Origin of the sequence: Erythrobacter sp., from assembly GCF_011765465.1 — a bacterium.
In the GTDB taxonomy this organism is placed as follows: Bacteria; Pseudomonadota; Alphaproteobacteria; order Sphingomonadales; family Sphingomonadaceae; genus Erythrobacter.
Genome location: NZ_CP050265.1, coordinates 2335651 through 2361890, shown reverse-complemented (window position 1 = coordinate 2361890; position 26240 = coordinate 2335651). Strand labels below are relative to the sequence as shown.

25 protein-coding genes are annotated in these 26240 nt (G+C 66.9%); 18 read left to right on the top strand and 7 right to left on the bottom strand.

Translation table 11 applies throughout. The annotated features are described in order from the left end of the window. The first annotated feature begins 25 nt into the window (after positions 1-25). Together G9473_RS11300 and G9473_RS11295 are read left to right on the top strand one after the other, a co-directional pair. The gene (locus G9473_RS11300; protein ID WP_291133423.1) at positions 26-703 is read left to right on the top strand and encodes a hypothetical protein; all 678 of its coding nucleotides are present in this window, start codon (positions 26-28) and stop codon (positions 701-703) included. Positions 704-836: 133 nt separating this feature from the next. Then, complete coding sequence (locus G9473_RS11295) at positions 837-3350, top strand: TonB-dependent receptor (RefSeq protein ID WP_291133422.1); 2514 nt, start codon at positions 837-839, stop codon at positions 3348-3350. Positions 3351-3423: 73 nt separating this feature from the next. Here G9473_RS11295 and G9473_RS11290 read toward each other — a convergent pair whose 3' ends face one another. Continuing rightward, positions 3424-4347 (bottom strand): DUF1838 family protein, encoded by a 924-nt coding sequence (locus G9473_RS11290; protein WP_291133420.1) that lies wholly within the window; start codon positions 4345-4347, stop codon positions 3424-3426. A gap of 168 nt (positions 4348-4515) precedes the next feature. Between G9473_RS11290 and G9473_RS11285 the strand changes: the two genes are divergently transcribed. Genes G9473_RS11285 through G9473_RS11265 form a run of 5 tightly spaced genes read left to right on the top strand, consistent with a single transcriptional unit; the run spans position 4516 to position 9421 of the window. Beyond that, entirely contained in the window at positions 4516-5340 is an 825-nt protein-coding gene (locus tag G9473_RS11285; RefSeq protein WP_291133418.1) for a CoA ester lyase, read from the top strand. After that, complete coding sequence (locus tag G9473_RS11280) at positions 5333-5842, top strand: MaoC family dehydratase (protein WP_291133416.1); 510 nt, start codon at positions 5333-5335, stop codon at positions 5840-5842. The genes G9473_RS11285 and G9473_RS11280 overlap by 8 nt, the downstream gene beginning before the upstream one ends. Positions 5843-5869: 27 nt before the next feature. Further along, positions 5870-7054 (top strand): acyl-CoA dehydrogenase family protein, encoded by a 1185-nt coding sequence (locus G9473_RS11275; protein ID WP_291133414.1) that lies wholly within the window; start codon positions 5870-5872, stop codon positions 7052-7054. A 14-nt stretch (positions 7055-7068) separates the two neighbouring features. Then, the gene (locus tag G9473_RS11270; protein WP_291133412.1) at positions 7069-8301 is read left to right on the top strand and encodes a CoA transferase; all 1233 of its coding nucleotides are present in this window, start codon (positions 7069-7071) and stop codon (positions 8299-8301) included. A 19-nt stretch (positions 8302-8320) separates the two neighbouring features. Beyond that, positions 8321-9421 (top strand): CoA transferase, encoded by a 1101-nt coding sequence (locus G9473_RS11265; protein WP_291133410.1) that lies wholly within the window; start codon positions 8321-8323, stop codon positions 9419-9421. An 8-nt stretch (positions 9422-9429) separates the two neighbouring features. On the opposite strand, the gene G9473_RS11260 is transcribed toward G9473_RS11265, so the two are convergent. Then, positions 9430-10185 (bottom strand): GntR family transcriptional regulator, encoded by a 756-nt coding sequence (locus G9473_RS11260; protein WP_291133408.1) that lies wholly within the window; start codon positions 10183-10185, stop codon positions 9430-9432. A 41-nt stretch (positions 10186-10226) separates the two neighbouring features. On the opposite strand from G9473_RS11260, the gene G9473_RS11255 reads away from it, so the two are divergent. From G9473_RS11255 to G9473_RS11210, 10 genes are all read left to right on the top strand, one after another. Next, the gene (locus G9473_RS11255) at positions 10227-11453 is read left to right on the top strand and encodes an MmgE/PrpD family protein (RefSeq protein ID WP_291133406.1); all 1227 of its coding nucleotides are present in this window, start codon (positions 10227-10229) and stop codon (positions 11451-11453) included. Further along, on the top strand, positions 11450-12736 hold the full coding sequence (locus G9473_RS11250) for an MmgE/PrpD family protein (protein ID WP_291133404.1): 1287 nt from the start codon (positions 11450-11452) through the stop codon (positions 12734-12736). The genes G9473_RS11255 and G9473_RS11250 overlap by 4 nt, the downstream gene beginning before the upstream one ends. Further along, positions 12733-14100, top strand: coding sequence for a phenylacetate--CoA ligase family protein (locus G9473_RS11245; protein WP_291133402.1), 1368 nt, complete (start codon positions 12733-12735; stop codon positions 14098-14100). Before G9473_RS11250 ends, G9473_RS11245 begins: the two co-directional genes overlap by 4 nt. Before the next feature lie 4 nt (positions 14101-14104). Then, the gene (locus G9473_RS11240; RefSeq protein ID WP_291133400.1) at positions 14105-15250 is read left to right on the top strand and encodes an amidase; all 1146 of its coding nucleotides are present in this window, start codon (positions 14105-14107) and stop codon (positions 15248-15250) included. A 4-nt stretch (positions 15251-15254) separates the two neighbouring features. Beyond that, positions 15255-15563: an REDY-like protein HapK gene (locus G9473_RS11235; protein WP_291133398.1), complete on the top strand. Its 309-nt coding sequence runs from the start codon at positions 15255-15257 to the stop codon at positions 15561-15563. A 1-nt stretch (position 15564) separates the two neighbouring features. Further along, on the top strand, positions 15565-16365 hold the full coding sequence (locus tag G9473_RS11230; RefSeq protein WP_291133396.1) for an SDR family NAD(P)-dependent oxidoreductase: 801 nt from the start codon (positions 15565-15567) through the stop codon (positions 16363-16365). A 125-nt stretch (positions 16366-16490) separates the two neighbouring features. Continuing rightward, positions 16491-17357, top strand: a complete 867-nt coding sequence (locus G9473_RS11225; protein ID WP_291133394.1) for a polysaccharide deacetylase family protein — start codon at positions 16491-16493, stop codon at positions 17355-17357. Continuing rightward, complete coding sequence (locus tag G9473_RS11220) at positions 17354-18118, top strand: enoyl-CoA hydratase-related protein (RefSeq protein ID WP_291133392.1); 765 nt, start codon at positions 17354-17356, stop codon at positions 18116-18118. Before G9473_RS11225 ends, G9473_RS11220 begins: the two co-directional genes overlap by 4 nt. Then, the gene (locus G9473_RS11215; RefSeq protein WP_291133391.1) at positions 18115-19017 is read left to right on the top strand and encodes a VOC family protein; all 903 of its coding nucleotides are present in this window, start codon (positions 18115-18117) and stop codon (positions 19015-19017) included. Before G9473_RS11220 ends, G9473_RS11215 begins: the two co-directional genes overlap by 4 nt. Continuing rightward, positions 19014-19319, top strand: coding sequence for a YciI family protein (locus tag G9473_RS11210; protein WP_291133390.1), 306 nt, complete (start codon positions 19014-19016; stop codon positions 19317-19319). The genes G9473_RS11215 and G9473_RS11210 overlap by 4 nt, the downstream gene beginning before the upstream one ends. A 7-nt stretch (positions 19320-19326) precedes the next feature. On the opposite strand, the gene G9473_RS11205 is transcribed toward G9473_RS11210, so the two are convergent. From G9473_RS11205 to G9473_RS11195, 3 genes are read right to left on the bottom strand one after another with little or no spacing between them, the layout of a single operon-like run. Next, entirely contained in the window at positions 19327-19821 is a 495-nt protein-coding gene (locus tag G9473_RS11205; RefSeq protein ID WP_291133388.1) for a nuclear transport factor 2 family protein, read from the bottom strand. Beyond that, positions 19818-20795: a quinone oxidoreductase gene (locus G9473_RS11200; protein WP_291133386.1), complete on the bottom strand. Its 978-nt coding sequence runs from the start codon at positions 20793-20795 to the stop codon at positions 19818-19820. The genes G9473_RS11205 and G9473_RS11200 overlap by 4 nt, the downstream gene beginning before the upstream one ends. Beyond that, complete coding sequence (locus tag G9473_RS11195) at positions 20792-21442, bottom strand: hypothetical protein (RefSeq protein ID WP_291133384.1); 651 nt, start codon at positions 21440-21442, stop codon at positions 20792-20794. The genes G9473_RS11200 and G9473_RS11195 overlap by 4 nt, the downstream gene beginning before the upstream one ends. 64 nt (positions 21443-21506) lie before the next feature. Between G9473_RS11195 and G9473_RS11190 the strand changes: the two genes are divergently transcribed. Further along, positions 21507-22259, top strand: a complete 753-nt coding sequence (locus tag G9473_RS11190) for a hypothetical protein (protein WP_291133382.1) — start codon at positions 21507-21509, stop codon at positions 22257-22259. Positions 22260-22262: 3 nt separating this feature from the next. Here G9473_RS11190 and G9473_RS11185 read toward each other — a convergent pair whose 3' ends face one another. Together G9473_RS11185 and G9473_RS11180 are read right to left on the bottom strand one after the other, a co-directional pair. After that, positions 22263-24149 (bottom strand): hydantoinase B/oxoprolinase family protein, encoded by a 1887-nt coding sequence (locus G9473_RS11185; RefSeq protein WP_291133380.1) that lies wholly within the window; start codon positions 24147-24149, stop codon positions 22263-22265. Between the two features lie 4 nt (positions 24150-24153). After that, positions 24154-26205: a hydantoinase/oxoprolinase family protein gene (locus G9473_RS11180; protein ID WP_291133378.1), complete on the bottom strand. Its 2052-nt coding sequence runs from the start codon at positions 26203-26205 to the stop codon at positions 24154-24156. Between the last annotated feature and the right edge of the window lie 35 nt (positions 26206-26240).

The window sequence follows — 26240 nt, the reverse complement described above, 5'->3', positions numbered from 1 at the left end:
TGCCACGGGTTTCGAGGGGGTCCGAATGTCCGAATACGCCTATCCGGTGCTGGTCTATGTCCACCTGCTGCTGTTCGTGCTGTGGCTCGGTGCGGATGTCGGGGTGTTCGTGCTCGGCCAGCATTTCAGGAAGCGCGAGAAGTGGTCGCTCGACCAGAGGATCGCGCTGCTCACCCTGCTGGTCGAGATCGACATGGTCCCGCGCAGCGCCTGGGCGCTGATGGTCCCGCTGTCGCTTTCCGTGGTGGACACGGGCGGCTGGTGGGACGTGCCGACATGGCTGCTGGTCGGCGCGTGGCTGGTCGGCCTTTTCTGGCTCGCGCTGGTGTGGGATTCGCATTTCCACGACCAGACCCCGCGCGCGGCGCGCAATCGCCGGATCGAAGGCTGGCTGCGCTGGCTGATCGGCGGCTTCTACCTCTGGCTCGGCGGGCAGAGCCTGTGGCTGGACGCGCCGCTCGGCCCCGACTGGCTGGCGTGGAAGGCGCTGATGTTCGGGCTCATCTTCGTTGCCGCGATCATGATCGACGTGACGTTCAAGCCGGTCGGCGCGCAGCTTGCCGCGGTGCTGCAGGAAGGGTCGAGCGATGCGACCGAAATCCCGCTGCGCCGGACGATGGATCGCACCCGGATCTGGGTCTGGACGGTCTATCTCCTGCTGCTCGTCACGGCCTTTCTCGGCAACGTCAAACCGTTGCCGTGATTCCTCACCCCGGCCTCATTCCGCCGCGCTGGGCAAATTTGTCTGGACAAATTTTCGCCGCTCGGCAGGATTGACGGCAGGGACGGTTGATTTTCGCGCCGGAGGGGTCCGGCGCCGTTACGGGAGGGTAACCATGAAGAAGCTTGTCACCTCGGCTCTGCTGGCCGCGACCATGCTCACGCCGAGCGCGCTCGCAGCGCAGGAGATCGACGAGAGCGAAGAGGAAATGCAGGAACTGGCAGGCGCCGGCCAGACCATCATCGTCACGGCGCGCAAGCGCGAGGAATCGCTCCAGACGGTTCCGACCAGCGTCGCGGTCGCCACCTCCGAGACGATCCAGCGCCTCAACCTCAACAACCTCACCGACATCGCCAACACGACGCCGGGCCTCATCTTCGATGAAAGCTTCGGGCGCAACGGCAACCGCCCGGTGATCCGCGGCCAGGCCAACATCCTCGGCGAAAGCGGCGTCGCCTTCTTCATCGACGGCATCTATTACACCGGCTCCCTCGCCGACTACGACGTCGACACGATCGAGCGGATCGAGGTGGTCAAGGGGCCGCAGAGCGCGCTCTATGGACGCAACACCTATTCGGGCGCGATCAACATCATCTCGAAGATGCCCGGCGACACCTGGGAAGGCCGAGTCACCGCCGACATCGCCGAACACGACCGCTACGAACTGACCGCGGGCATTCGCGGGCCGATCAGCGAAGGCCTGTCCTTCGGCGTCAACGGGCGCTTCTACGATTTCGGCGGCGAGTTCACCAACCAGTTCGACGGAACGAAGATCGGCCAGCAGTCCTCCTGGTCGGCCTCCGGCGTGCTCGCGTGGGACAATGGCGGGCCGTTCACCGCGGCGCTGCGCGGCTATTACAACCGCACCGACGACGGCCAGCCCGCGATCTTCCACCAGGACGCGAACCAGAACAACTGCCTGTTCGACAACGGCTCGCTCTATGGCGGGCGCGGGCGCTATTTCTGCGGCGTGATCGATCCCGCGCAGGTGAGCTCGGACTATCCCGTCCAATTCGCCGACCGCGACATGGTCGGGATCGAGGCGGACACCTACAACGTCTCGCTGCGCATGGAATACGAGCTGTCGGACGCGCTCACGCTGGTCTCGCTGACCGGCTTCAACGACCGTGCCGAAACCCAGCTGACCGACGGCGATTACAGCCCGAACAGTTTCCAGACCGCGGTCTTCGCGCGTTTCCCGGCGGGCGCCCCGATCGGCTTCGGCCCGGCGGGGCCGATCTTCCCGTTCGGCTTCGTCGGCTCGACCATCGACTTCTCCTTCGCCAACCTGCGCGAGACGCAGGACTGGTCGCAGGAGCTGAAGCTGCTCTATGAAAGCGACACCTTCGATATCATCGTCGGCGGCTACTACTTCGACCAGAGCGACGACAATTTTGCGATCCGCGAGGTTCCCGCCAATGCCGGGGCGCTTGCCGGGGCGAGCTTCGGGGCGCGGCTCGCGCAGGAGCAGGCGCGCTGCGCGGCGAACCCGATCTGCGGGACGACCTTCCCGCTGTTTTCGCCCTCGACCCCGAACGACCGCAGCGAGAACCTGCTCGATATCGAGAACATCGCCATTTACGGCGCGGTCAACTGGCACATCACCGACACGCTCAACCTCGGGATCGAGGGGCGCTATGCCGAGGAGAAGATCAGCCAGACCGTCTTCAATTTCGCCGAGGGCGATCCGCGCCCCGCGCCGGTCAATGCCGATGCGACCTTCAAGGCGTTCACCCCGCGCGTGACGCTCGACTGGCAGTTCACGCCCGACAATATGCTCTACGCAATCTATGCCGAGGGGCAGAAGCCGGGTGGGTTCAACGGCGCGCTGGCGATCACCGCGAACGCGCTCGACCCCAATCTCGACATCGAGACTTTCGCCGAGGAGGAAAACAAGAGCTTCGAGCTGGGGCTCAAGAACACCTTCTTCGACGGTTCGGTGATCTTCAACATCGCGGCCTATTACACCGAGATCGACGGCTACCAGCTGACCCAGAACGTGTCGGTCCCGCCGAACCAGATCAGCGTCGTCACCAATGCGGGCGAGGCGGAGATCTGGGGTGTCGAGGCCGAGCTGGTCGGCGAACTCTCGCGCGGGCTGACGCTGACGGCAAACTACGCGCTCGCCGACACCGAGTTCACCAGCGGGGTGGACGAGAACCAGGGCGTGCTCAACGACGTCGCCGATGACGGGCTGGTCAATTGCTCGACCGGGGACCAGTTCCCCGACATTTCGGGCTGCCAGAGCCTGTTCGGATCGATCGCCGGGCAGTCGATCCCGCGCGCGCCGCGCCACCGCGCGTTCGCCGACCTCAATTACCGCTCCTCGACCGGGATCGGCGGCGGAGATTGGGACTTCTTCGCGGGCGGCAACATCACCTACACCTCGTCGAGCTTCGCGCAGGTCCACAACCTCGCGCGGACGGGCGATGCGACCGAGGTCGATGCGCGCATGGGGATCGAGAACGACCAGTTCCGGATCATGCTCTACGTCAACAACCTGTTCGACGAGGACGCGATCCAGCAGATCATCCGCTATGCCGATGCCAACAACGACCTGAGGCGGAGCTTCATCGGCGGGCTTCGTCCCGGCCGCCGCGTCGGGGTGGTGCTTTCGGCCGGCTTCTGATCCCCGATCAACGAAAAAGGGGCGGGAAGCAGCGCGCTTCCCGCCCCCTTTTTCATGGCCTTGCTGCGGGCGATCAGTGGCCTTCGCCGCCGCCCTTCGCCTCGCCCCCGGCGGCGCGCTTCGCGTCGGTGAGCTTCTTGAACTTGGTCCAGGTCGTCTCGTTGGGGCGCATATCGTCCTTGGGCGGGGCGCTTTCGTAGATCGGGTAGTTTTCGCGGATCTCGTCCTTGAGAACGTCGGGCAGCTGCTCGAATCCGCCCGGCAGTTTCCGCCCCATCGCGTTGAACACCATCTGCCCGGGGCGCCCGCCCATATTCATCCACGGCGCCCAGGGCGAAATGCGCACCCAGCTGATCATCGGGTAGGCGGTCGGGGTGGAGCCGTCGAACAGCTCGTCCTTCATCGCGGCGAAGTCGAAGATCTCCATCGCGTGATACATATTGCCGACGAATTGCTGGTAATCGCCCGCGAGCGGGTTGGGATAGAACAGTGGCGCTTCGAACGGCATGAAGACATAGTCGCCCGCGACCCGCATCGAGGACAGGCGGAAGGGCGATCCGTCCGCGCCATAGGCGAAATTGGGCCGGCCGTTCACGGGGTCATTGTGGATCTGCATCACCTCGACCGTCTCGCCGGTATAGGGATTTTCCCATTCATCGACGACCTCGCCGGTTTCGGGGTCCAGCATCAGCATGATCTCGCGGCTGATGAGCCGCCAGCCCTTGCCGCGCTCCGGGTCCTCGATCTCGACGCAGCGGCGGATGTTCATGCCCTCGCCCTTGAACAGCAGCTTGTCGCGCACGCCGGGCGCGCGGCCGTAGATATTGCCCGACCAGTGGAACACCGCCGGCTCGTCCGCCGAAACGCCGCATTGCAGGCGCTTCGAAATCTCGAGCGCGTCCTCGGGTTTTTCGGGGTCGAGCATCTGCGCCGAGGCCGGCGTGGCAAGGGCGAAACCGCCCGCCAGCATCGTAGCTGCAACCAAAAGCGTCTTCATGGATTTCATGGCTTTCCTCCCGCGCCGAGTATCCGCTCAATGGACAGTCCGGCGCGTATGTCCGGACAAATCCGCAATTCGTCCTTGACTTTAGATTTGTCCGGACAAATTGTGAAGCGTGATTTTTCGCCCGCTACGCGGGCTGTAGACGGGATACCCTCTTTCGCCATGTTCGTCGCCGCCAGCCTTCTTTTCGTGCCCGGTTCAAGGCCCGACCGTTTCGCCAAGGCAAAGGCGGGCGGGGCGGACCTGACCGTGATCGATCTCGAGGACGCGGTCGCGGCCGAGGACAAGGCAAGCGCGCGCGGCGCGGCGCTGGCGCAGGTGGAGGAAGCGCCGGACGGCTGGGCGGTGCGGATCAACGGCGTGGCGACCGCGTTCGGCGTGCGCGACCTTGCCGCTCTCAGCGAGTGCGAATGCCTGCCCGAAACCTTGCTCGTTCCCATGGTCGAAAGCGCCGCCGAACTGGGCGTGATCGCGGGCGTTCTGGGGGAGGATTGCCCCGACCTCGTCCCACTGATCGAAACGCCGCGCGGTCTGCGCCACGCGCTGGAGATCGCTTCGCATCCCAAGGTCGCGGCTGTCATGTTCGGCGGGGGCGATTTCTCGGGCGAACTGGGCGTGGATCTCGCGTGGGAGCCGCTCCTCGCCGCGCGCCAGCAGGTGATCCTCGCCTGCGCCGAGGCGAGGAAGCCCGCGATCGACGTGCCCTACATCGCGCTCGACGACGAGGCGGGGCTGGCCGATGAATGCAATCGCGCGCGGCGGCTGGGCTTTACCGCGAAGGCCGCGATTCATCCGCGGCAGGTCGCGGCTATCAACGGTGCCTTCGCCCCCAGCGCCGCCGAAGTCGCCGAGGCGCGCGAGGCGCTCGATGCCTACGAGGCCGGCGGCGGGCGCGCGATCCGGTTCAAGGGGCGGATGCTGGAAGCGCCCTTCATCAAGAAATACCGCGCGGTGCTGGCGCGGCATGAGGAGCAGACGAATGCGTGACAGTTACATCGAGGTATCGCCGGGCCGCTTCCGCGAGGTCCAGGGGCGCTATTTCGACGATTTCGTGGTCGGCCATGTCTACGAGCACCGCCCCGGGCGCACGATCACGGATGCCGACAACGTGTGGTTCACCCTGCTCACCATGAACACCCACCCGGCGCATTTCGACTACGAGCTATCGAAGGACACCGAATTCGGCAAGCCGCTCGTGGTGAGCCCGCTGACCATCGCGATCATGACCGGCATGAGCGTGTCGGATACCAGCGGCAAGGCGATCGCCAATCTCGGCTGGGACGAGGTGCGCATGACCAAGCCGCTGTTCGTCGGCGACACGATCTACTGCGAAAGCGAGGTGCTCGAAAAGCGCGAGAGCAAGAGCCGCCCGCAGCAGGGCATCGTCACGTTCAAGACCACCGCGATGAACCAGCACGGCGATGTCGTCGCGCATTACAAGCGCTCCGTGCTGGTGTGGAAGCGCGGCTTCGGCAATCTCGACGACTGACCCTTCAAACCCCGCAAGGAAATTCCCATGGCCACTGCCGCACAGCTCGACGACCAGGTCCGCACGATCGACCCCGAGGAAGAACGCGCCTTCATGGACGCGATCGACCGCTGGATGGAGCGCGAGGTCATCCCGGTCATCCAGCACCACGATCACAACGACATCTGGCCCGCCGAACTGGTCGAACAGATGGCCGAGATGGGCCTGTTCGGGGCGACGATCGGGCAGGAATACGGTGGGCTCGGCCTGCCGGCGACGACCTATGCCAAGATCGTGATGAAAATCTCGAGCCACTGGATGGCGATCACCGGCATCTTCAATTCGCACCTCATCATGGCCGCCGCGGTCGAGCGTTTCGGCACGGCGCAGCAGAAGGCGAAGTGGCTGCCGAAATTCGCCAGCGGCGAGATCCGCGGCGGGCTTGCCCTGACCGAGCCCAATGCCGGGACCGACCTGCAGGCGATCCGCACCGTGGCGCGGCGCGAGGGCGACGAATACGTGCTCAACGGGACCAAGACCTGGATCTCGAACGCCTTGAACGGGTCGTGCTTCGCCCTGCTCGCCAAGACCGATCCGAAGGCCGAGCCGCGCTACAAGGGCATGAGCCTGTTCATCGCCGACAAGCGGGACGGGCTGACCACCGGCAAGAAATTCGACAAGCTGGGCTACAAGTCGATCGACAGCGCCGAACTCGTCATGGAGGACTACCGTATCCCCGCCGACCAGCTGATCGGGGGCGAGGAAGGGCAGGGCTTCTTCCAGGCGACCGGCGGCCTCGAACTTGGCCGCATCAACGTCGCCGCACGCGGGGTGGGGCTCGCCGAAGGTTCGCTCAGGCTCGCGACCGAATACGCCCAGCAGCGCGAGACCATGGGCAAGCCCATCGCGCAGCACCAGGCGATCCAGCTGAAGCTCGGCGAAATGGTCACGCGCGCGCGCGCCGCGCGGCTGCTGACGCTCGATGCCTCGGAAGCCTATGACAAGGGCGAACGCTGCGACAAGGAAGCGGGCATCGCCAAGTATTTCGCCTCCGAAGCCGCGGTCGAGAACAGCCAGGAGGCGATGCGCATCTTCGGCGGCTATTCCTATTCCAAGGAATACGACATCGAACGCTTTTACCGCGATTCCATGCTGATGTGCATCGGCGAGGGGACGAACGAGATGCAGCGCATCATCATCGCCAAGCAGCACCTCAGGGAAAACCAGATCTGAGCGGGGCGAGCGCGGTGCACTGTCCCCCGGATCGCCTGCCCCTCAAGGGCTTTCGCGTCATCAGCGCCGAGCAATACGGCGCCGGACCATACGGCACGATGTTCCTCGCCCAGATGGGAGCCGAGGTCATCAAGATCGAACCGCCCGGCAAGCCCGGCCCCGACGGCAAGCGGCGCGGCGGCGGCGACACGGCGCGCGCCGTGGGCCCGCATTACCTGAGGCCCGGTGAAAGCACCTATTTCCAGAGCTTCAACCTCAACAAGCGTTCGCTCACGCTCGACATGAGGACGGACGAGGGCCAGGCGATCCTGCGGCAGCTCGCCGCCGAAAGCCACGTCGTCGCCAACAATATGCGCGGAGACCTGCCCGCGCGGCTGGGGCTCGACTATGCCGCATTGAAGGACGTGAACCCGGCGATCGTCTGTGCGCACCTGTCTGCCTACGGCCGCGACAACGAGCGCGCGAAATGGCCGGGCTATGATTACCTGATGCAGGCGGAGGCGGGATACTGCGCCGTCACCGGCGAACCGGGCGGCGAGCCGCAGCGCATGGGCCTGTCGATGGTCGATTTCATGACCGGCACGATCTTCTGCATCGGGCTGCTCGGCGCGCTGGTCGATGCGCAGCGCAGTGGCATCGGGCGCGATGTCGACACCGACCTGCTCGCAGCCGCTGTCCACCAGACGAGCTATCCCGCGCTGTGGTACATGAACCATGGCGACGAAACCCAGCGCACGCCGCGCAGCGCCCATCCCACGGCGACGCCCAGCCAGATGTTCAAGGCCGCCGATGGCTGGATGTTCGTGATGTGCCAGCTGCCCAAGTTCTGGGACATCCTCGTCACCCGCATGGGGCGCGAAGATCTCAAGGACGACCCGCGCTTCGCCGACAATGCCGACCGGCTGGCGAACCGCGAGACGCTGACTGCCATCCTCGACGAGGAATTCGCGAAACAGCCGATGGCGCACTGGCAGGAACTGCTCGCGGGCCACGTGCCGGTCGCGCCGGTCTATACGCTGGGCGACGCGCTCGACAATCCGTGGCTGCGCAAGGTGGGTATGCGCGAGGAAATCCCGCACCCCGACAAGGCCGACCTCCAGATCCTTGCAAGCCCGCTCAAGTTCGACGGCCAGCGCCCGCCCAATCGCGCCGCACCGCTGCTGGGCGCGGACAATGATTCCATCCTCGCCGATCTCGGCTATGACCCCGACGCGATTGCGGACCTGCGCGCCCGCGGCGTGGTCTGAGAACGGACGAGGGGAGAGAATGGGAAAGCTTTCAGGGATAAAGGTCGTCGATCTCACGCAGTTCCTGCCGGGACCGATGATGACGGTGATGATGGCCGATCACGGGGCCGAGGTGATCAAGGTCGAACCCGCTGCGGGGGATCCGGCGCGCGATCAGGCCCCCTTCGACACCTATGGCGGCGAGGAGCACTCGGTCTGGTTTGCCAATCTCAATCGCGGCAAGAAGAGCGTCGTGCTCGACCTCAAGAGCGAGGACGGCAAGGCGACGCTGCGCGACCTGATCGCCGGGGCCGATGTCTTCGTCGAGGGCTTCCGCCCCGGCGTGATGAAGCGGCTCGGCTTCGACTACGAGGCGGTAAAGGCGATCAATCCGGCCATCGTCTATTGCTCTATCTCCGCCTTCGGGCAGGAAGGCGCGCTCGCCCACCATCCCGCGCACGACATGGCGGTGCAGGCGCTCGCCGGCTTCCTCAGCGTCAATGACGGGCCGGACGGCACGCCCGTGGTGCCCGGCGCGCCGAGCGCCGACCTCGCCGCCGGGCTGACGGCGCTTTCGGGCGTGCTCATGGCGCTCATCGGGCGCGAGCGGTCCGGCGAGGGTGCCTATCTCGATTGCGCGATGTTCGACAGCCTGCTGCCGTGGTGCGCGCATACGGCGGGCAGCGCGATCGCGGGAGGCGAGAGCCCGAAATCCGCTTCGCAGCGCAGCCTCGGCGGGGCGGGCTTCTACCAAGTCTACAAGACCGCCGATGATCGCCACGTCGTCCTCGGCGGGCGCGAGATCAAGTTCGCGAAGAACCTGCTCACCGCCCTCGGGCGCGAGGATCTCCTGCCGCTCGCCGAAGCCCCGGCGGGCGAGCAGGGCGAGCTGATCGCCTTCCTGCGCGAAACCTTTGCCGCAAAGACCCGCGCCGAATGGGTCGAATGGTTCGCGGACAAGGACGTCGCCTTCTCCCCCGTGCTCGATTTCCGCGAAGCCTTCGACGAGCCTCACGTGGCCGAGCGCGGCCTTATCGTCGAGGCGACAGGCGGGGGGCGCCACATCGCGCCGCCGATCCGGTTCGCCGGGGAGGACTGGAAGCCCGCGCCCGTCCCGGCGAAAGGCGGGCAGCCGGGATGAGAAGTGCGCTACCCCTCGACGTCGATATGCATCGCGTAGGCGAAGCGGTCGCCGGGGTGGTGGCTCACCGAGATTTCGAACAGGCGACCGTCGGGGTCGTAATAGCAGCGCAGGATGCGCAGGACCGGGCTCGCCTCGTCGATTGCGAGCGCCTCGGCCGTGGCGGCGTCGGCGGGGATCGCCTGGATGTCCTGCGTGACCTTGCCGATGCGCACACCCGCGATCCGTTCGATCTGGCTGAACAGCGTGCCCGCCGCAAGGTCGAGCTCGCGCGGGGCTTCTCCGAGATATTCGTGGAAATAGGCGTCGGTGACGGCGATGGGGAGCGAATCCTCCGCCTGCCGCCGCGTGCCGCGAAAGCACATCCATTCGCCCGTCACCGGTTCGCCGATCTGTTCCGCCACTTCGGGGGGAAGCGCGCCGCATTCGACCTCTTCATAGGTCACTTCGCTGCCGCGCGCATATTGCAGCAGCTCGCCCACGTTGGAAAGCGGCTGGTGCAGCGCCCCGCCGCGCGCGGCCGCCGGTTGGACCGTCGTGCCCGAACCGCGGCGACGCTGGATCAGCCCCTCGGCCTCGAGCCGGCGCAGAGCCTCGCGCACGGTGAAACGGCTGACGTCGTAGCGGGCACAGAGCGCCGTTTCGGTCGGGAACTGCTTGCCGCCCGCAAATTCGCCCGCGAGGATCGCCTCGCGCAGTTCGCCAGCAAGCTGCAGGTAGCGCGGCGTTCGCTGGCCCTTCTTGTCCCTGGCAGTGGTCGCCAATTCTCGCTCCATCGACCCTTTGTCCGGCAGGCGGCGGCGCGATGAGCGAGCCGCTGCTGGCCTTGCTTGCCGCGAGCTTAGCGCGGCCTCCCGCTAAAAGCGAGCGAGAGCGCGCTCGGTTCCACCTGCTGGACTGGCTCGCCTGCGTCGCGGGGGCGCGCCAGGAGGAGGCGGGGGCGCTGGGCGCGTCGATTTCCTCGCGCGGGTGGGAGCGGGCGACCTATCTCGGCAATGTGCTCGAGATGGATGACGTGCACCGCACGAGCCTGCTCCATCCCGGCCCGGTCGTGTGGCCCGCCGCGCTGAGCCTTTCGGCCGCCGACATGGACACCCGGCTCGATGCGGCGGTGCGCGGCTACGAGGCGATGATCGCGATTGGCGCGGCCTTCGATGCGCACCACTACGCGCATTGGCATCCCACGGCGACGATGGGCGTGTTCGGAGCCTGCGCCGCCTTCGGTTCGCTGCTCGGTTTCGCGCCGGTCGAATACGCCAATGCGCTGGGCAATGCGGGATCGGTCGCGGGCGGCCTGTGGCATATGCGGCACGACGACGTCCTGACGAAGCAGTGGCACATCTTTCACGCGGTCAGCACGGGGCGCAACGCGGCGCTGCACGTTCATTACGGGGCGACGGGGCCGCAGCGCCTGCTCGAGGGGCCGCAGGGGCTCTTCGCCGCGATGACGAAGGAGCCGGGCGAGTTGGCCCGCAACGGTGACGGCTGGCTGATCGACACGGTCAGCTTCAAGCCCTTCGCCGCCTGCCGCCACGCGCACCCGGCGATCGACGCGGCGATGGAATTGCGCCGCGCGGGCAAATTGGAGCCGCCCTTCTCCGTCGAAACCTTCCGCGACGCTCTGACCTTCTGCGACCGGCCCGATCCGACGACCGAGCTTGAGGCGAAATTCTCGCTCCAGCACGCCGTGGCCGTGGTCGCGGATGGGCGCGAGGCGGAGCCGGAGGATTTCACCAAGGAAGCCATTGCCGCGCTTGCGGGCCTGCGCGCGCAGGTGACGGTCGCGGAAGGGGCCGAGTTCACCGCCCGTTACCCGGCGCATTTCGGGGCGCGCGTGAACGGGTGCGAACTGGTCGATACGCTGGGAGACCCGGAGCGCCCGGTGAGCGAGGAGCGGATCGTCGCCAAGATGCACAGCCTCGCGCGCTGGGGTGGGTTGCCGAAAGCCGAGGCGGAGCGCGCGGTGCGGCTCGCGCTCGAAGGCGACGACGCGGCGGAAATCGACACCATGCTCGAGGAGTGGATACGGTGAGCGCTACGGCTGACCTCCTCGATTTCGCGCGCGCGGCCCATGTGCTGCCCGAAAGCGTCCGCGCCGATGCCGAGCGCCTGCTGGCCGACACGCTTGCCGTCGGCGCGGCGGGGGCGATGGCTCCCGGGGCAGAGGCGATCCGCGAGGCGGCCGAGGCGATGGGAGCGGGCGGCGATGCGCGCCTGATCGGCTCGCCCGGCCGCCTGCCCGCACCCGCCGCGGCCTTCGTCAACGGATACCGCGTGCACTGCCTCGAATGGGACGCGGTGCACGAACCCGCCGTCGTCCATGCGCTGTCCACCGTGGTTGCAGCGCTCGGAGCGGCGATCGACCGGGGCGGGGGATGCGCGGCGGACGAGGCGCTCGCCGCGCTCGCCGTCGGGGTGGATGTCGCCTCCGGCCTCGGCCTTGCCGCGACAAGCGGCCTCAGCTTCTTCCGCCCCGCCACGGCGGGGGTGATCGGTGCGGCGCTGGCCGTCGCGCGGATCGACGGCGTGCCGATGGACGACACTCTCGGCCTTGCCTATTCGAGCGCGGCAGGCACGATGCAGCCCCATGTCGAGGGGCTGGCGACGCTCCCCTTCCAGATCGCCAATGCCGCGCGCGCGGCGGTCACGGCGAGCGACCTTGCGAAAGCCGGCTTTCCCGGCCCGAAGGACCCGCTGGAGGGCGAATTCGGCTATTTCCGCCTGTTCGACGAGGGCGACCTTGCGACCTACACGCGCGACCTCGGCAGGGTCTGGCGCATATCCGAAGTCAGCGTGAAGCCCTTCCCGTCGGGCCGGGCAAGCCACGCCGCGCTCGGCAAGCTGCAGGAACTGGCGCTGGATCCCGGCGCGGTCGAGCGGATCGAACTCGCCTGCCCGCCGCTCATCCGCCGCCTCGTCGCGCGGCCCTATTCCCCCGATATGACGCCCGCCTATGCGCGGCTCTGCCTGCAATGGCTGGGCGCGCTGATGCTGGCGGACGGGGTGATCGACCCGCGCCGCTTCACGCCGGAGCACATGGCGGACGAGCGGCTCGGCGCTCTTGCGCGCCGCATCGCGCTGGTTCCGGACGGTAATGAGGATCCGAACGCGCTCTTCCCGCAGCGCCTCACCGTGACCCTCACCGATGGTCGCAGCGAAACCCACGCCATCGCGCATACGCTCGGCAGCCCGGGCAATCCGCTCACCGGGGCGCAGGCTAAGGCGAAGGCCGACCTCGCCCGCGACCTCGCGCCCGCCGACGCCGACCCGCGCATTTTCGATGATCCCCTTGGCTATTTCACGGGACAAGCATGACCTATCCGACCTTCTTCGAAGCGCTCGACCACGAGCAGCTCCTCAGGGACTATCCCATCGGCGACGCCTTCACCGCGCGCTACACCTCCATGAGCCGCGACGAGCTTTTCGCCATTCAGGACGCGCAGTTCCGGCGCCTGATGGAGCGCGGCTGGCAGGTGCCGTTCTACCGCCGCCTGTGGGGCGAGAAGGGCATCGAGCCGGGCGACATCCGGGGCCTTGAGGACATCACCAAGCTGCCGGTCTACGACAAGAGCGACCTCATGGCCTCGATCGCCGAATACCCGCCCTATGGCGATTTTCACGGCATGGGCGATCCCGCGACGCGTCCGCCGACGATCTTCCACACCACTTCCGGCACGACCGGCAAGCCGCAGGTGCTGATGTTCGGCCCGAAGGGCCGCGAGGTCGGCAACCTGCTGGTCGGCCGGATGTATCGCTGGATGGGGCTGGAGCCGACCGACGTGGTCCATTCGGTCTACGGCCACGGGATGATCAACGGCGGGCACTATATCCGCGAAGCGGTGACTCATTTCACCAACAGCGTGTTCCTGTCCGCGGGGACCGGCATCGAGACCCGCAGCGTCAACCAGGTCCGCCTGATGGCCGATTTCGGCGTCACCACCATCGTCGGCTTCGTCGATTACATCAGGAAGCTCGCCGAGACCGCCGAGGCCGAGGGGCTGTTCGACAAGATCAATATACGCATGATCATCGGCCATCTCGGGACCGAGGACCGCGCCTCGACCGAGGCCGCGTGGCATGGCGCGAAGGCTTATGACTGGTACGGCGTCGGCGACACCGGCACCATCGCGGGCGAGGGGCCGGAGCGCGACGGGATGTATGTCTGGGAGGACGCGCAATATCTCGAACTGCTCGACGTCGACACGGGCGAGCCCGTCGCGCAGGGCGGGACCGGGGACATGGTCGTGACCTGCCTCTACAAGGACGACATCGCGCCCTGCATCCGCTTCAACACGCATGACGTGACGCATGAACTCGATGGGCGCGGCGAGATCGTGTTCAAGCGCATCGCGGGCTTCAAGGGCCGCAGCGACAACATGGTGAAGCTGCGCGGCATCAACGTCTTCCCCCACGCCATCGGCGCGATCATCGAGAACCGCGCCGACCTGACGGGCGAATATGTCTGTCACCTGAGGCGCGACGCGAGCCAGAAGGACACGATGACCGTGACGCTCGAAAGCCGCGGCGGGAGCGATAGGGGCGAACTCGCCGAGACGCTGCGGCGCGGGTTGGGGGTCGAGGTCGACGTGGTGCTGGTCGAACCCGGCGGCACTGCGAAGGCGACCGAGATCGACACCCGCCAGAAGCCGCTGCGCCTGATCGACGAGCGGGGACTCTAGAGCCATGCTCGACCGCTACAACGCCTTCCTTTTCCGCGACGAGACCGCGACCGGCGGCGAGCGCCCGCTCGCCGGGATGACGGTCGGCGTGAAGGCGAACATCGCGGTCAAGGGGATGCCCTTCCATGCCGGGATCGGTTCGTGGAAGGACCGCATCGCGAACGAGGATGCGGCGGTCGTGAAGGCCCTGCGCGAAGCTGGCGCGGCGATCACCGGCATTCTCAACATGGAGGAAGGCGCGCTCGGCGCGAAGACCGACAATCCGCATTTCGGCCCCGTGCAAAACCCGCATCGCCACGGGTATTCTCCCGGCGGCTCTTCCGGAGGGAGCGGCGCGGCTGTGGCGGCGGGGCTGTGCGACGTGGCGCTCGGCACAGACACGATGGGCTCGGTCCGCATCCCGGCGGCGCATTGCGGGGTCTATGGCTTCAAGCCCGCCACGGCCCGCGTGAGCCAGGACGGGCTCGAACCCGCCGACCTGTCGCTCGACGCGATCGGACCGCTGGCGCGCGATCTCCACACGCTCGAACGCGTCGCACGGATGATGAGCGATTTCGGCGAAGCGCCCATCGAAGGCCACGGCGCGACGCTTGCCGAGCATGGCGTCGAGATCCACCGCGAGGTGCTGCGCGTCTTCGCCAAGCTCGTGCACGACATGGACGCCGAGCCCGAGGTCGAGAGCCTCTCCCATCCCTGCAGCCGCATCCGCTTCGCCGGCTTCATCGGCGTGTCGAAGGCCATGGCCGCGCATCTTGCAGGGGTCGCGGTGTCGGACCACCTCGCCAAGCTGCTGACCTACGGCCCGAAGCGCAGCGCGGACGACAGGGAGCAGGACCGCGCTATCCTGGATACGACACGCGACGAGGTGCGGGCTGCGGTCGAGCGCCACGGCTTTCTCATCCTGCCCACGGTCCCCAACCCGCCTTTCCCCCACGCCGAGCGCGAGCCCGCCGAGCAGGCCGATTTCACCTGCCTCGCCAATATCGCGGGATTGCCCGCGCTGAGCATCCCCGCCGGATGGACCGGGGACGGCCTGCCCATCGGCGTCCAGATCGTCGGGCCGGAGGGAGCCGAAGCGGGCCTCTTCGCGCTCGCCCGCACACTCGACGAACAACTGGGCGCATACCGCCCGCCCAAGCAAGGAGCCTGAACCCATGCGCATCATCTGCCTGTTCAACCTGAAGCCCGGCGTCGACGTCGCCGAATACGAGGAATGGGCGAAGACCCGCGACCTGCCGACCGTGAACGGCCTCGGCTCGGTCACCAGCTTCACCGTGCACAAGTCGGTGGGCGTGTTCGGGGATGAGAATGCGAAGCCGCATTTCGAATACATCGAGATCATCGACGTGACCGGGATGGACGCATTCGTCGCCGACATTTCGACCGAGGACTTCCAGGCCGCCGCCGCGCCTTTCCAGGGTTTTGCCGACGCGCCGCAATTCATCCTGACCGAGGACCTGTAAGATGGCGCGTTTCGCTGGCAAAACCATCGTCGTCACCGGTTCGGGCAAGCAGAAGGGGCTGGGACAGGGCATCCTGCGGGCCTTCGCCGACGAGGGCGCGAACTGCGTCGTGTCGGATGTAGCGATCGACGCGGAAGCCGAAGAGGTCGCCGAGGAACTGCGCTCTCGCGGGGCGAAGGTGCTTGCGGTCGCCTGCGACGTTTCCGAAGTCGGGCAATGCCGCGCGCTGGTGGCCGCCGCTGTGGCCGAATTCGGCGGGGTGGATGTCTTCGTCAACAATGCCGGGATCGGCTTCAAGATGAAGCCGCTGCTCGAGGTCGACACGGCGGAGGAATGGGACAAGGTCATCGCCGTCAACCTGTCGGGCGCGTTCTACGGCACGCAGGCCGCCGCACGCGCGATGGTCGAGCGCGGAAAGGGCGGGCGGATCATCAACATCGCCTCGCAGGCCGCGAAATCGGGCTTCCCGCACCTGCCCGCCTATGTCTCGTCCAAGCACGGAATGGTGGGCCTGACGCGCGCCTCCGCGGTCGAACTCGGCGCGCACGGGATCACGGTCAACGCCGTTTGTCCCAACCATGTCACCACCGGGCTGGGGGCGAAGCAGAACGAATATTTCTCCAGGCTGCTCGGCTTCGAGACGGTCGAGGACTACCTCGCCAACATGAGCGCGAAGAACCCGATGGGCCGGCCGGGCCTGCCCTCGGACACCGCGGCGGCGTGCCTGTGGCTCGCGAGCGAGGACGCTTTCTACGTCACGGGCGAGGCGCTCAACGTCTCGGGCGGGGAGGAGATGCACTGATTTTGAACGTTTGCCCGGCCAGCCCGCTCCCCCGCCTTTCCAACCGAAATACCGGTCACGATCCGGGTGGAAGGGCGGGGGAGCGGGCTGGCTAGGTCCACCCGAGCGTAAGCGAGGAAAAAACAATGCAGGAAGAACGGATCGACTGGCCCGGCGGCGCGAAGATGGCGCTTTCGGTCGTCGTCAATGTCGAGGAAGGCAGCGAGATGACCATCGCCCGCGGCGACCGCGGGATGGAGCCGGTCGACGAACTGGGCGTCTTCGTGAAGTCGAAGATGCGCAATTATTCCAATGAATCCAATTATCTCTACGGGATCAAGGCGGGCGCGCCGCGGATCGTCAAGCTGCTCAAGCGCTACGACATCATGGCGAGCTGGACGGTCGCCGCGCTCTCCCTCGAAAACCACCCCGAGATCGCGGAGGCGATTGTCGAGCTCGGCCACGAACCCGTCAGCCACGGCTGGCGCTGGGTCCACCAGTTCAAGATGGACGAGGAGGCCGAGCGCGATTTCATCCGCAAGGCCGTGACCAGCATCGAAAAGACCTGCGGCGTGCGCCCCCATGGCTGGCTGTCGCGCTACCTCCTCACCGACAACACGCGGCGGCTGCTGAGCGAGGAGGGTTTCACCTACCACATGGACGATTACAGCGGCGACGTGCCCTTCTGGGACCGCGAGACCGTCCCCGGAAAACCAATGTGCATCGTCCCCTACCAGCTCGATAACAACGACATGAAGATGTGGACCGACCCCGCGCTCACCCCGCACCAGTGGCTCGATTATGCCAAGGCCAATTTCGACCAGGTCTACCGCGAGGGCGAGGAGGGCAATCCCAAGATGATGAGCCTCGGCCTGCACCTTCGCATCATCGGGCGACCCGGACGGATCTGGGCGCTGGAGGAATTCTTCCGCCATGTCCGCGCACACGAAGGCGTGTGGGTGACGACCCGCAAAGCCATCGCGGACCACTTCATGGAAACTCACCCGGCATGAGCGTGCGGCTCGAGATCGACGGCGCGCTCGGTCACCTGCTGATCGACCGGGTGGACAAGCGCAACGCCTTCAACATGGCGATGTGGGAGGAGTTGCCGGGCCTGCTCGACGAAGCGGCGGCCAATCCCGACCTGCGATTGCTGGTCGTGCGCTCGGCCCAGCCGGGCAGCGCGTTCTGCGCGGGCGCGGACATTAAGGAACTGCTGGCGAACAAGGACGACGCCGAATGGCGGCGCGCGAACCAGCGGGCGATCAACCGGGTGCAGTACGAACTCGCCCGGCATCCCCTGCCGACGCTCGCCTTCATCGAGGGTGACTGCATCGGCGGCGGCTGCGGCATCGCGCTCGCCTGCGACCTGCGGGTGGCCACCGAAAAAGCGCGCTTCGGCATCACGCCCGCCAAGCTCGGGCTCGTCTATCCGCTGCACGATGTGAAGCTGCTGACCGACCTCGTCGGGCCGGGGCAGGCCAAGCGCATCCTCTACACCGGCGGGCTGGTGAGCGCGGAGGAAGCCCTACGCATCGGGCTGATCGAGGTCATGGCCGACACGCCCGACACCCTGGTCGAGCAATTGCTCGCCGCAAGCCCGCATTCGATCCGCGAGACCAAGCGTTTCGTGCGCCGCGTGCTGGACGGGCAGGCAGAGGACGACGCCGACACCCTGCGCATTTTCGCCGAGGCTTTCACCGGCCCCGACTTCCTCGAAGGGACCAGCGCCTTCGTCGAGAAGCGCAAGCCGCAATTCGGAGGCAGCGAATGACCATTCCCCACGGCACGATCCTCGGCGGGCTTTCGACCCTGCCCGATCTCGAGCGCGGCCTTGCCGCCTACCGCGACGTTCTCGGCCTCGACCTTGTCGAGCGCGGCGAACTTTCCGAAGCCCTCGCGGCGAGTTGGGGCTGCCCGGCCAATGCGGGCTCGCGCTATGCCGTGCTGCGCCCGAAAAGCGGGGCGCCGTGCTGGTTCCGGCTGGTCGAACAGCCCGACCACCCCGATTTCAAGCCGACCACGACCTATGGCTGGGCCGCCTTCGAAACCACGGTCGAGGACGTCTGGCACTGGCCCGAGGCGCTTCCCGAAGACCTCTTCCAGATCGTCGGCCCGCCCAAGGTGCTCGAGAACATCGAGCCCGCCTTCATCCCGATGCAGGCGCTGGGGCCGGGACGCGAAATGGTCTATCTCAACCAGGTGCTCGGCGACCTGCCCGACACCGACCTGCCGCGTGCGGGATCGCCGGTGGATCGCATCTTCATCGTCGTTCTGGCGACTCCGGACCGCGAGGCGAGCATCGCGTGGTATGTCGATCGGCTGGGCCTCAGGCGAGGCGAGGACTACACCTTGCCCTACAGCATGATCAACGACGCCTTCGGCCTCGCTCCCGACACGCAGACGACGATCACCATGGTCAGCCACGGGCGGATGCCGATCGTCGAGGTCGATGATTACCCGCCCGAGGCCGCCCCCCGCGCGCGCCACGTGGGGATGCTGCCGCCCGGCAATGCGCTGGTGACGCTGGCGGTCGACGATCTCGATGCGTGTTCGGTGGATTGGCTTGCCCCGCCCGCTCCGCGCGAGGGCGCGCTTTACGAGGGGCGGCGCGCGGGATGCGCGATCGGCGCTGGCGGAGAGCTGGTCGAATGCGTAGAGGTGGGGACATGACACTCTACGCCTTCTATTGCCGCGACGGCGAACAGGGCGAGGAACTGCGCACCCGTTTCCTTGCCGATCACCTCGCCCATGTCGAAGCCAATATCGAACGCTATGCGGTTGCCGGGCCGCTCAAGCAGGGCGAGGCGACGGTGGGCTCGCTGCTGGTGATCAAGGCGGAGGACGAGGCGGAGGCCCGCGTCCTGTTCGAGGCCGATCCCTATTTCCGCGCGGGCGTATGGCAGGCCATCCGCGCCGACCAGTTCATGGCCGTCGCGGGCGACTGGGTCGGCGGCGCGGCGTGGAAGAAGTGAGCCGCGCCTAGCGCGCGAAATCGTCCGCCGTCACGTCGGGCGCGAAATTGTCGATGTCTCGCCACAGCTTCCAGCGGCCGTCCTGCCACTTGTAGACGAGGAAGCTGCGCCCCACGACCACGCTCGGCTCCTTGCCGGGGAAGGTTATGTCCATCCGGTATTTCGCCGTTACGAAGCCGAGATCGCCTTCGACCACTGCCTCCTCGGGCGCGAAGCGGAAGGTGACGTCCGCGCCCATCTTCGACAGGCGCTGGAGGAAGGCGAGGATCGCATCCGCGCCTTCGATCTTTGCCTGGCCCTGCGTCATCAGCACGGCATCGTCGGTGTAGAGCCTGCGCAGCTCGTCCCATTCGCCCGCCTCGTAAAGCACCTGCCAATGCGCCCCCGCCTCGACCAGCCCGGCGGGGGACTGCTCGTTGGTCGGCGTCGCAGCGAGCGGCGGCTCGGCGGTGGCGCAGGACAGCAGCGCAAACGCGGCGAGGGGGAGCAACAGGCGCTTCACGGGACCAGCACCGTCGATCCGGTGGTGCGGCGCGCCTCGAGATCGCGGTGCGCCTGCGCGGCTTCGGACAGCGGATAGGTCTGGCCGACCGTCACCTTGACCTTGCCGCTGCCGATCATCTCCCAGACGCGCCCCATGCCGGCCTCGCGCTCCTCGGGCGTGGCGTAGTAGTGGAACAGCGTCGGGCGAGTGACGAAAAGCGAGCCCTTCTGCGCGAGGATGCCGAGATTGACCCCGTCGACCGGCCCGCTCGCGTTGCCGAAACTCACCAGCAGCCCGCGCGGCGAAAGGCTGTCGAGCGAGGCCATGAAGGTGTCCTTGCCCACCCCGTCGAGCACCACCGGAACGCCCGCGCCCTCGGTGATTTCCCGCACGCGCGGGGCGATCTCTTCCTCGTCGTAGCGGATGACGTGGTCGCATCCCGCTTCCCGCGCGAGGCTGGCCTTCTCATCGGTCGAGACGGTCCCGATGACGTGCGCCCCGATCGCCTTCAGCCATTGCACCATGATCAGCCCGACGCCCCCGGCGGCAGCGTGGACCAGGACGGTGTCGCCCGATTTCACCTCGGCGCAGCGGTCGACGAGGCCCTCGGTCGTCGCGGCCTTGAGGATCGCGGCGGCGGCGACCTCGTCGGAGATCCCGTCGGGCACCTTGAACAGGGCTGAGGCGGGCATGACGCGGTGGGTCGCATAGGCGCCTAGGCCCGGACCCATATAGGCGACGCGGTCGCCCTCGGCGTAGTCGGTGACCCCCTCGCCGGTGGCGACGATCCGGCCCGCCGCCTCGAGCCCCAGCCCGCTCGGCAATTCGACCGGGTAAAGCCCTGTGCGGTGATAGGTGTCGATGAAATTCAATCCGACCGCGCCGTGTTCGATCAGCACCTCGCCGGGGCCGGGCGCCGGGGCGTCTTCCTCGATCCAGTCGATCACTTCGGGGCCGCCATGTTCGCGGATTACGGCGCGGGTCGATTTCATGCCTGTCCTTCTCCTTCGTCGAGCGCGCAGCTGCCCTGCACCCAGCGCAGGTTGATGCCGACGAGGCTCGCATCGGGCGAGGCCCAAGCGTAGCTCTCGGCGCGTTCGCTATCGTCCTTGTGCACATACAGCACGAGGCTCGGGCGATTGCGACTGCCTTTCGCCCAGGTGACGTTTCGCATCCTCAGGGTGACGTCGGGCGCGGCGCCCTCGCCGGGGACGAGCACGCGCCCGCCCTGGTCGAACACGCGAAGCCCGCGCGCGAAGGTCCAGTCGGCGCTGCCGTCGGGCTTGCCCGCGAATTTCCGGGCCGAAAGCCAGCAGGTGAACATCCGCGCGCGGCGGATTTCGCTGCCGGCGACCTGCCAGCCTCCTTCGGCGCGCGGGGCGAGGCCGGGGATCGGGCCGGTGTTCCACTCGCCCTGAGGCTCACCGAAAGCGTCGATCGCGCGCCAGCGCCCGTCATCGGCGACCTCGAAGAGCCTGTCCGGCGCGCGCTGGCGGCCTTCTTCCTCGGCGAAATAGGTGTCTTCGGTGTTGGTCCAGATGCCGGGGGCGAGCCGGTCCTCTGCAAGCGCCGGGACGGCGGCAAGAAAAAGCGCCGGGGCGGCGGCGAAGAGAGCGGCGAGGGCGGCGTGCCTGATCATCCCGCTTGCCTAGCCCAGCGCGCCATGCTTGGTAAAGATGTCCGGACAAATCGGGAGAGAGGCGATGCGGAGGCTTATGCAATTCGGGCTGGCGATGCTGGCGGCGGCGATGGGGCTTCCTGCGAATGCCGAAGAGCCTGGTCCGCGCGCCACGCTCGAACGCGCAATCGCCGCGCATGGCGGGGAGGTCTGGCTCACTCCGACGACGCTCGCGCTTTCGGGCGAGGCGGTCTTCTACGACCGCGAGACCGGCGCGGTCCGCTCGCGCGCCGAGGATTACCGGATGTGGCGCGCCTTCGACCCCGACCGGGCGAGCGCGCACGAGGCTTCGGGCAAGGTGCGGATCGTCGCAAAATCGGGCGAGCGGGTGCTGTTCGAGATCGGCTATGACGGCGAGACGACCTGGACCGAGCGCGGGATCATGCCCAAGGCGCAGGCGGACGAATACTGGGCGAACAATTTCGGCTTCGGCGTGGTGCGGCAGGCGCTGGGCGAGGGGTTCACCCTGCACCGCGCCCCTTCGCGCGACATCCTCGGGCGCGAGACGCGGCTGGTGCGCATCGCCGACCCTGAGGGCGCGGAGACATTGTTCGGCTTCGACAAGGAAAGCGGCTTCATCACCTATCTTGCCTTCGACACCCCGCGCGGGTTCCACGAACGGCTCTATGCCGATTTCGTGAAGCTTCCGGGTGGCTGGGTGCAGGCGCGAGAAGTCACGCTGCTCTATGACGGGATCAAGAGCAACACCGTGCTGTGGACCGAGACGAGCGTGGACGAACCGCTCGACGAGGCGCTTTTCACCCCGCCGAGCGGCTGAAGGTCATTCCGCCGCTTCGGCGAGGTCGCCCCATTCGGGCTGGCGCGGTGCGGGAAGGCCGGTTTCGGCCTCGCAGGCCGCGCGCAGTTTCTCGATGCCGGGGCCGTAATCGAACAACGGCAGGTCCCCGCGCGACGCCTTCATTTCCTCGCGCAGTTTCGCGGTCGCGTCGGCGTCGACAGCGCCCTTGGCATCGGCGATCACGCCATAGGCCTTCGCGCCCTCGGGCGTGACGAGCCCCTGCCGTATTTCGAGGCCGACCAGTTCGGGATCGCGCTCGAGCGGGTCGCCCCAGCCGCCGCCGCCCCAGGTGATGAAGTGGAGGAGGTCTCCGCTACGCACCTCCACGTCCTCGACCTTGTTGCCGACGATCTCGGTCGTGCCGTCGACGCGTTCCAGCACCTTCTTCGCGCGCATTCCCGGATGGCCGCCATTGACGCCCCAGGGCGGCACGAACCAGCGGTCGTCGTGGATCGCGATATTGCCGTCGGCCAGGAACCGGTAGGTCATGTGGATGCCGTTGCCGCCGCGGTGCAGGCCCGCGCCGCCGCTGTCGGGCTCGGTCGAATAACGCTCGATCCGCAAGGGGAAATAGCGCTCGAGGAACTCGTTGGGCACGTTGGTGAAGCCCGGCCACAGCGAATGGCCGTCCGGCCCGTCGCCCAGCGGGCGGCCCGGGATGCCGCCGAAGCCGATCTGGAACAGCTGGAACCACTCGCGCGTGTTCTTGCGATTGTCCCAGCCCGAATAGAACAGGTGCGGGGAGGAGGAGAACCCGGCGGCGTTGAGGAATTCCGGCGTCTTCTGCCCGAGCAGCCCGCCGAGAATGTCGAAGATGCGGCCCAGCGCATGGGTGCGGCCCGATAGAGCGGCGGGGAATTTCGGCTTCAGCAGCGATCCTTCGGGGATGCGCACCTCTATGAGGTCGTAGAACCCGTCGTTGAACATGATCTGCGGGTCGAAGACCATGATCATGTAGATGCCGAAGAACATCTTGAACATATTCTCGTTCAAATAGAAATTGATCGAGGCCGCGCTCTGCGGGTCGGTCCCGTCGAAATCGAGAATGACCTTTTCGCCCTCGCGCCACATCGTGCACTTGATCCGGTAGGGGCCGAAGCCCTTGCCGTCGTCGCAGATATAGTCCTCGAAGCTCACCGGCTCCTCGGCCACGGCCATGCCGATCAGCGCCTTCATCGCGCGGTGGTTGCGGTCGAGCAGTTCCTGCGTCGCGGAATAATAGACGTCGTCGCCGAAGCGTTCGGCCATCTCGATCACGCGGCGGCTGGCGACGCGGCACGAGGCGATGAGCGCGTTGAGGTCGGCCTGGCACCAGTCGGGCTTGCGGGTCTGGTGCATCACCAGCTTCATCAGGTCGTGGTTGTATTCGCCCTTTTTCCAGACCTTGACCGGCGGGATGCGCACGCCTTCCTCGAAGATCGAGGACGCGCCGATCGGCATCGAGCCGGGGACCATGCCGCCGATGTCGGACTGGTGGCCGAACATCGCGGTGTAGGCGATCAGCCGCCCGTCCTTGAACACGGGGAGCAGCACCAGCCAGTCGTTCGAATGGCTGATCGCGCCCTCGCAGGAATAGGGATCGGACAAAAGGATGAGGTCGCCGTCCTCGAGCGTGTCGTCGAAGCCCCGCAGGAAGCCGTCGATGAAGCTGCCGAACTGGCCGACGATCATCTTGCCCGCAGGGTCCGCGATCATCGGGAAGGCATCGCCCTGTTCGCGGATGCCGGGGCTCATGGCGGTGCGCACCAGCGTCGCGTCCATCTCGATCCGCGCGTTCCTCAGCGCGTTTTCGATGATGTCGAGCGTGACGGGGTCGATGGCGACCTTGTTGAACGGCGTGTCGTTGGTCTCGACGATACGTGCAGGCATGGTGTCAGCCCTCCGGATTGATGAGGATGTTACCGACCGCGTCGATGGTGGCAATGCAGCCGCTTTCGACGAGCGTGGTTGAATCCATCTCGGTGATGATGGCGGGGCCGGGGATGCGGTCGCCCTGGCGCAGCTTCGAGCGGTCGTAGATCACCGCATCCTGTTCGCGCCCGTCCATCCACAGCTTGTGGTCGCGGATCTTGGCGGCCGAGGGATCGCCGTCGCCTTTCGGCACTTCGGCAGCGGGGAGGGACGGAGGCTGGCCCAGCGCCACGGCGCGCAGGTTCACGATCTCGTGCGGGGTATCCATGTTGAAGGTGAACAGGCGCAGGTGCTCCTCGTCGAAGCGGGCGAGGATGCCTTCGATGCCGTCCTTCTCCAGCACCGCCTTGTCGATGGTGAGCGGGACTTCGAAGGCTTGTCCTGCATAGCGGATGTCGACTTCGAATTCGATGGCGATCTGATCCTCCGCCACCCCGTCCGCAATCAGCTCGCCGCGGGTCTGCGCCGCCATCTCGTCGAGAACCGCCTCGAGGTCGGAGATCGCCGTGTCCTTGGCAAGCCGCGAGAAGCTGCGCGCGGTCTCGGTCCGCATCCGCGTCGTCGCATCGCCCAGCGCGCAGAGCACGCCGGGGGAAACGGGCGAGACGGCGGGCCAGCTGCCCATCAGCTTCGCCACCGCGTTGACGTGGAGCGGCCCGGCCCCGCCGAAGCCCATCAGCGCGAATTCGCGCGGGTCGTAGCCCTGTTGCACGGAGATCATGCGCAGTGCGCCGAACATATTTTCATTGACGATGTCGATGATCCCGCGCGCGGCTTCCATCAGGCTCACGCCAAGCGCGTCGGCGATGGTCTGCACCGCCGCCTTCGCCGCCTCGCGATCGAGCCGGAAGCTGCCGCCCAGAAGGTCTTCGGGCAGGTAGCCGAGCACCACGTTCGCGTCCGTGACGGTCGGAACTTCGCCGCCCTTGCCATAGGCGACCGGGCCGGGGACCGCGCCTGCGCTTTCCGGGCCGACGCGCAGGGCGCCGGTCAGTTCGGGCACGTGCGCGATCGAACCGCCGCCCGCGCCCACGGTCTTCACGTCGAGAGAGGAGGCGCGCACCGAAAGGTGGCCGACATCGGTCGTGCGCTCGCGCCGGGGTTCGAGCCCCTCGATCAGCGCGACGTCGGTCGAGGTTCCGCCGACATCCAATGTGAGGATGTTCTTCAGCCCCGCATTCTTCGCCACCCACAGCGCACCCGTCACGCCGCCGGCCGGACCGGACATGAGGATGTTGACCGGATGCTCCTCGGCCTTCTCGCTGCTCATCAGGCCCCCGTCCGAGCGCAGCAGCGAGAGCCTGCCACCAAAGCCATCGTCCGAAAGCTTGGTGCGAAGGTTGGAGACATACTTGCTCACCACCGGGCGCACGGCGGCGTTGGCGACGGTCGATAGCGTGCGCTCGTATTCCTGCATTTCGGGCAGGACTTCGTGGCTGAGCGAGACGGGGATGCCCGGCAGTTCCTCCGCCGCGATCTCCCCGATGCGCGCCTCGTGCGCGCCGTTGACATAGGCGTTGATGAGGCTGACCGTCAGCGCCTCGATGCCCTGGCCTTTCAGCTTCTGCAGCGCCGAGCGCACCGCGTCCTCGTCGAGGGGGCGCACCTCGTTGCCGTCGGCGTCCATCCGGCCCGGAACCTCGACCGTGTCCTCGAGGTGGGCGAGCGGCTGCGGCTTGGGCCAGACGATCCACGCGGCGAGCCCGCCGGGGACGAAACTGCGCGCGATCTGCATGACGTCGCGGTAGCCCTCGGTCGTCACCAGCCCGACCTTCGCGCCCTTGCCTTCGAGCACGGCATTGGTCGCGACCGTCGTGCCGTGGAGGAAATAAACTACGTCCTTCAGCGAAACGCCCGCCTGCTCCGTGATCGCGCGTATCCCGTTGAGGATGCCTTCCGAAGAATCGTGCGGGGTCGAAGGCGTTTTGTGCCGCCAGAAGCGCCCGCTGTCCTCGTCGAACAGCAGCAGGTCGGTGAAGGTCCCCCCGACATCGACGCCAAGCCTGTAAGTCATGCAATCTCCCCTGTTGCCGCGCGTCGCGGCTGGTA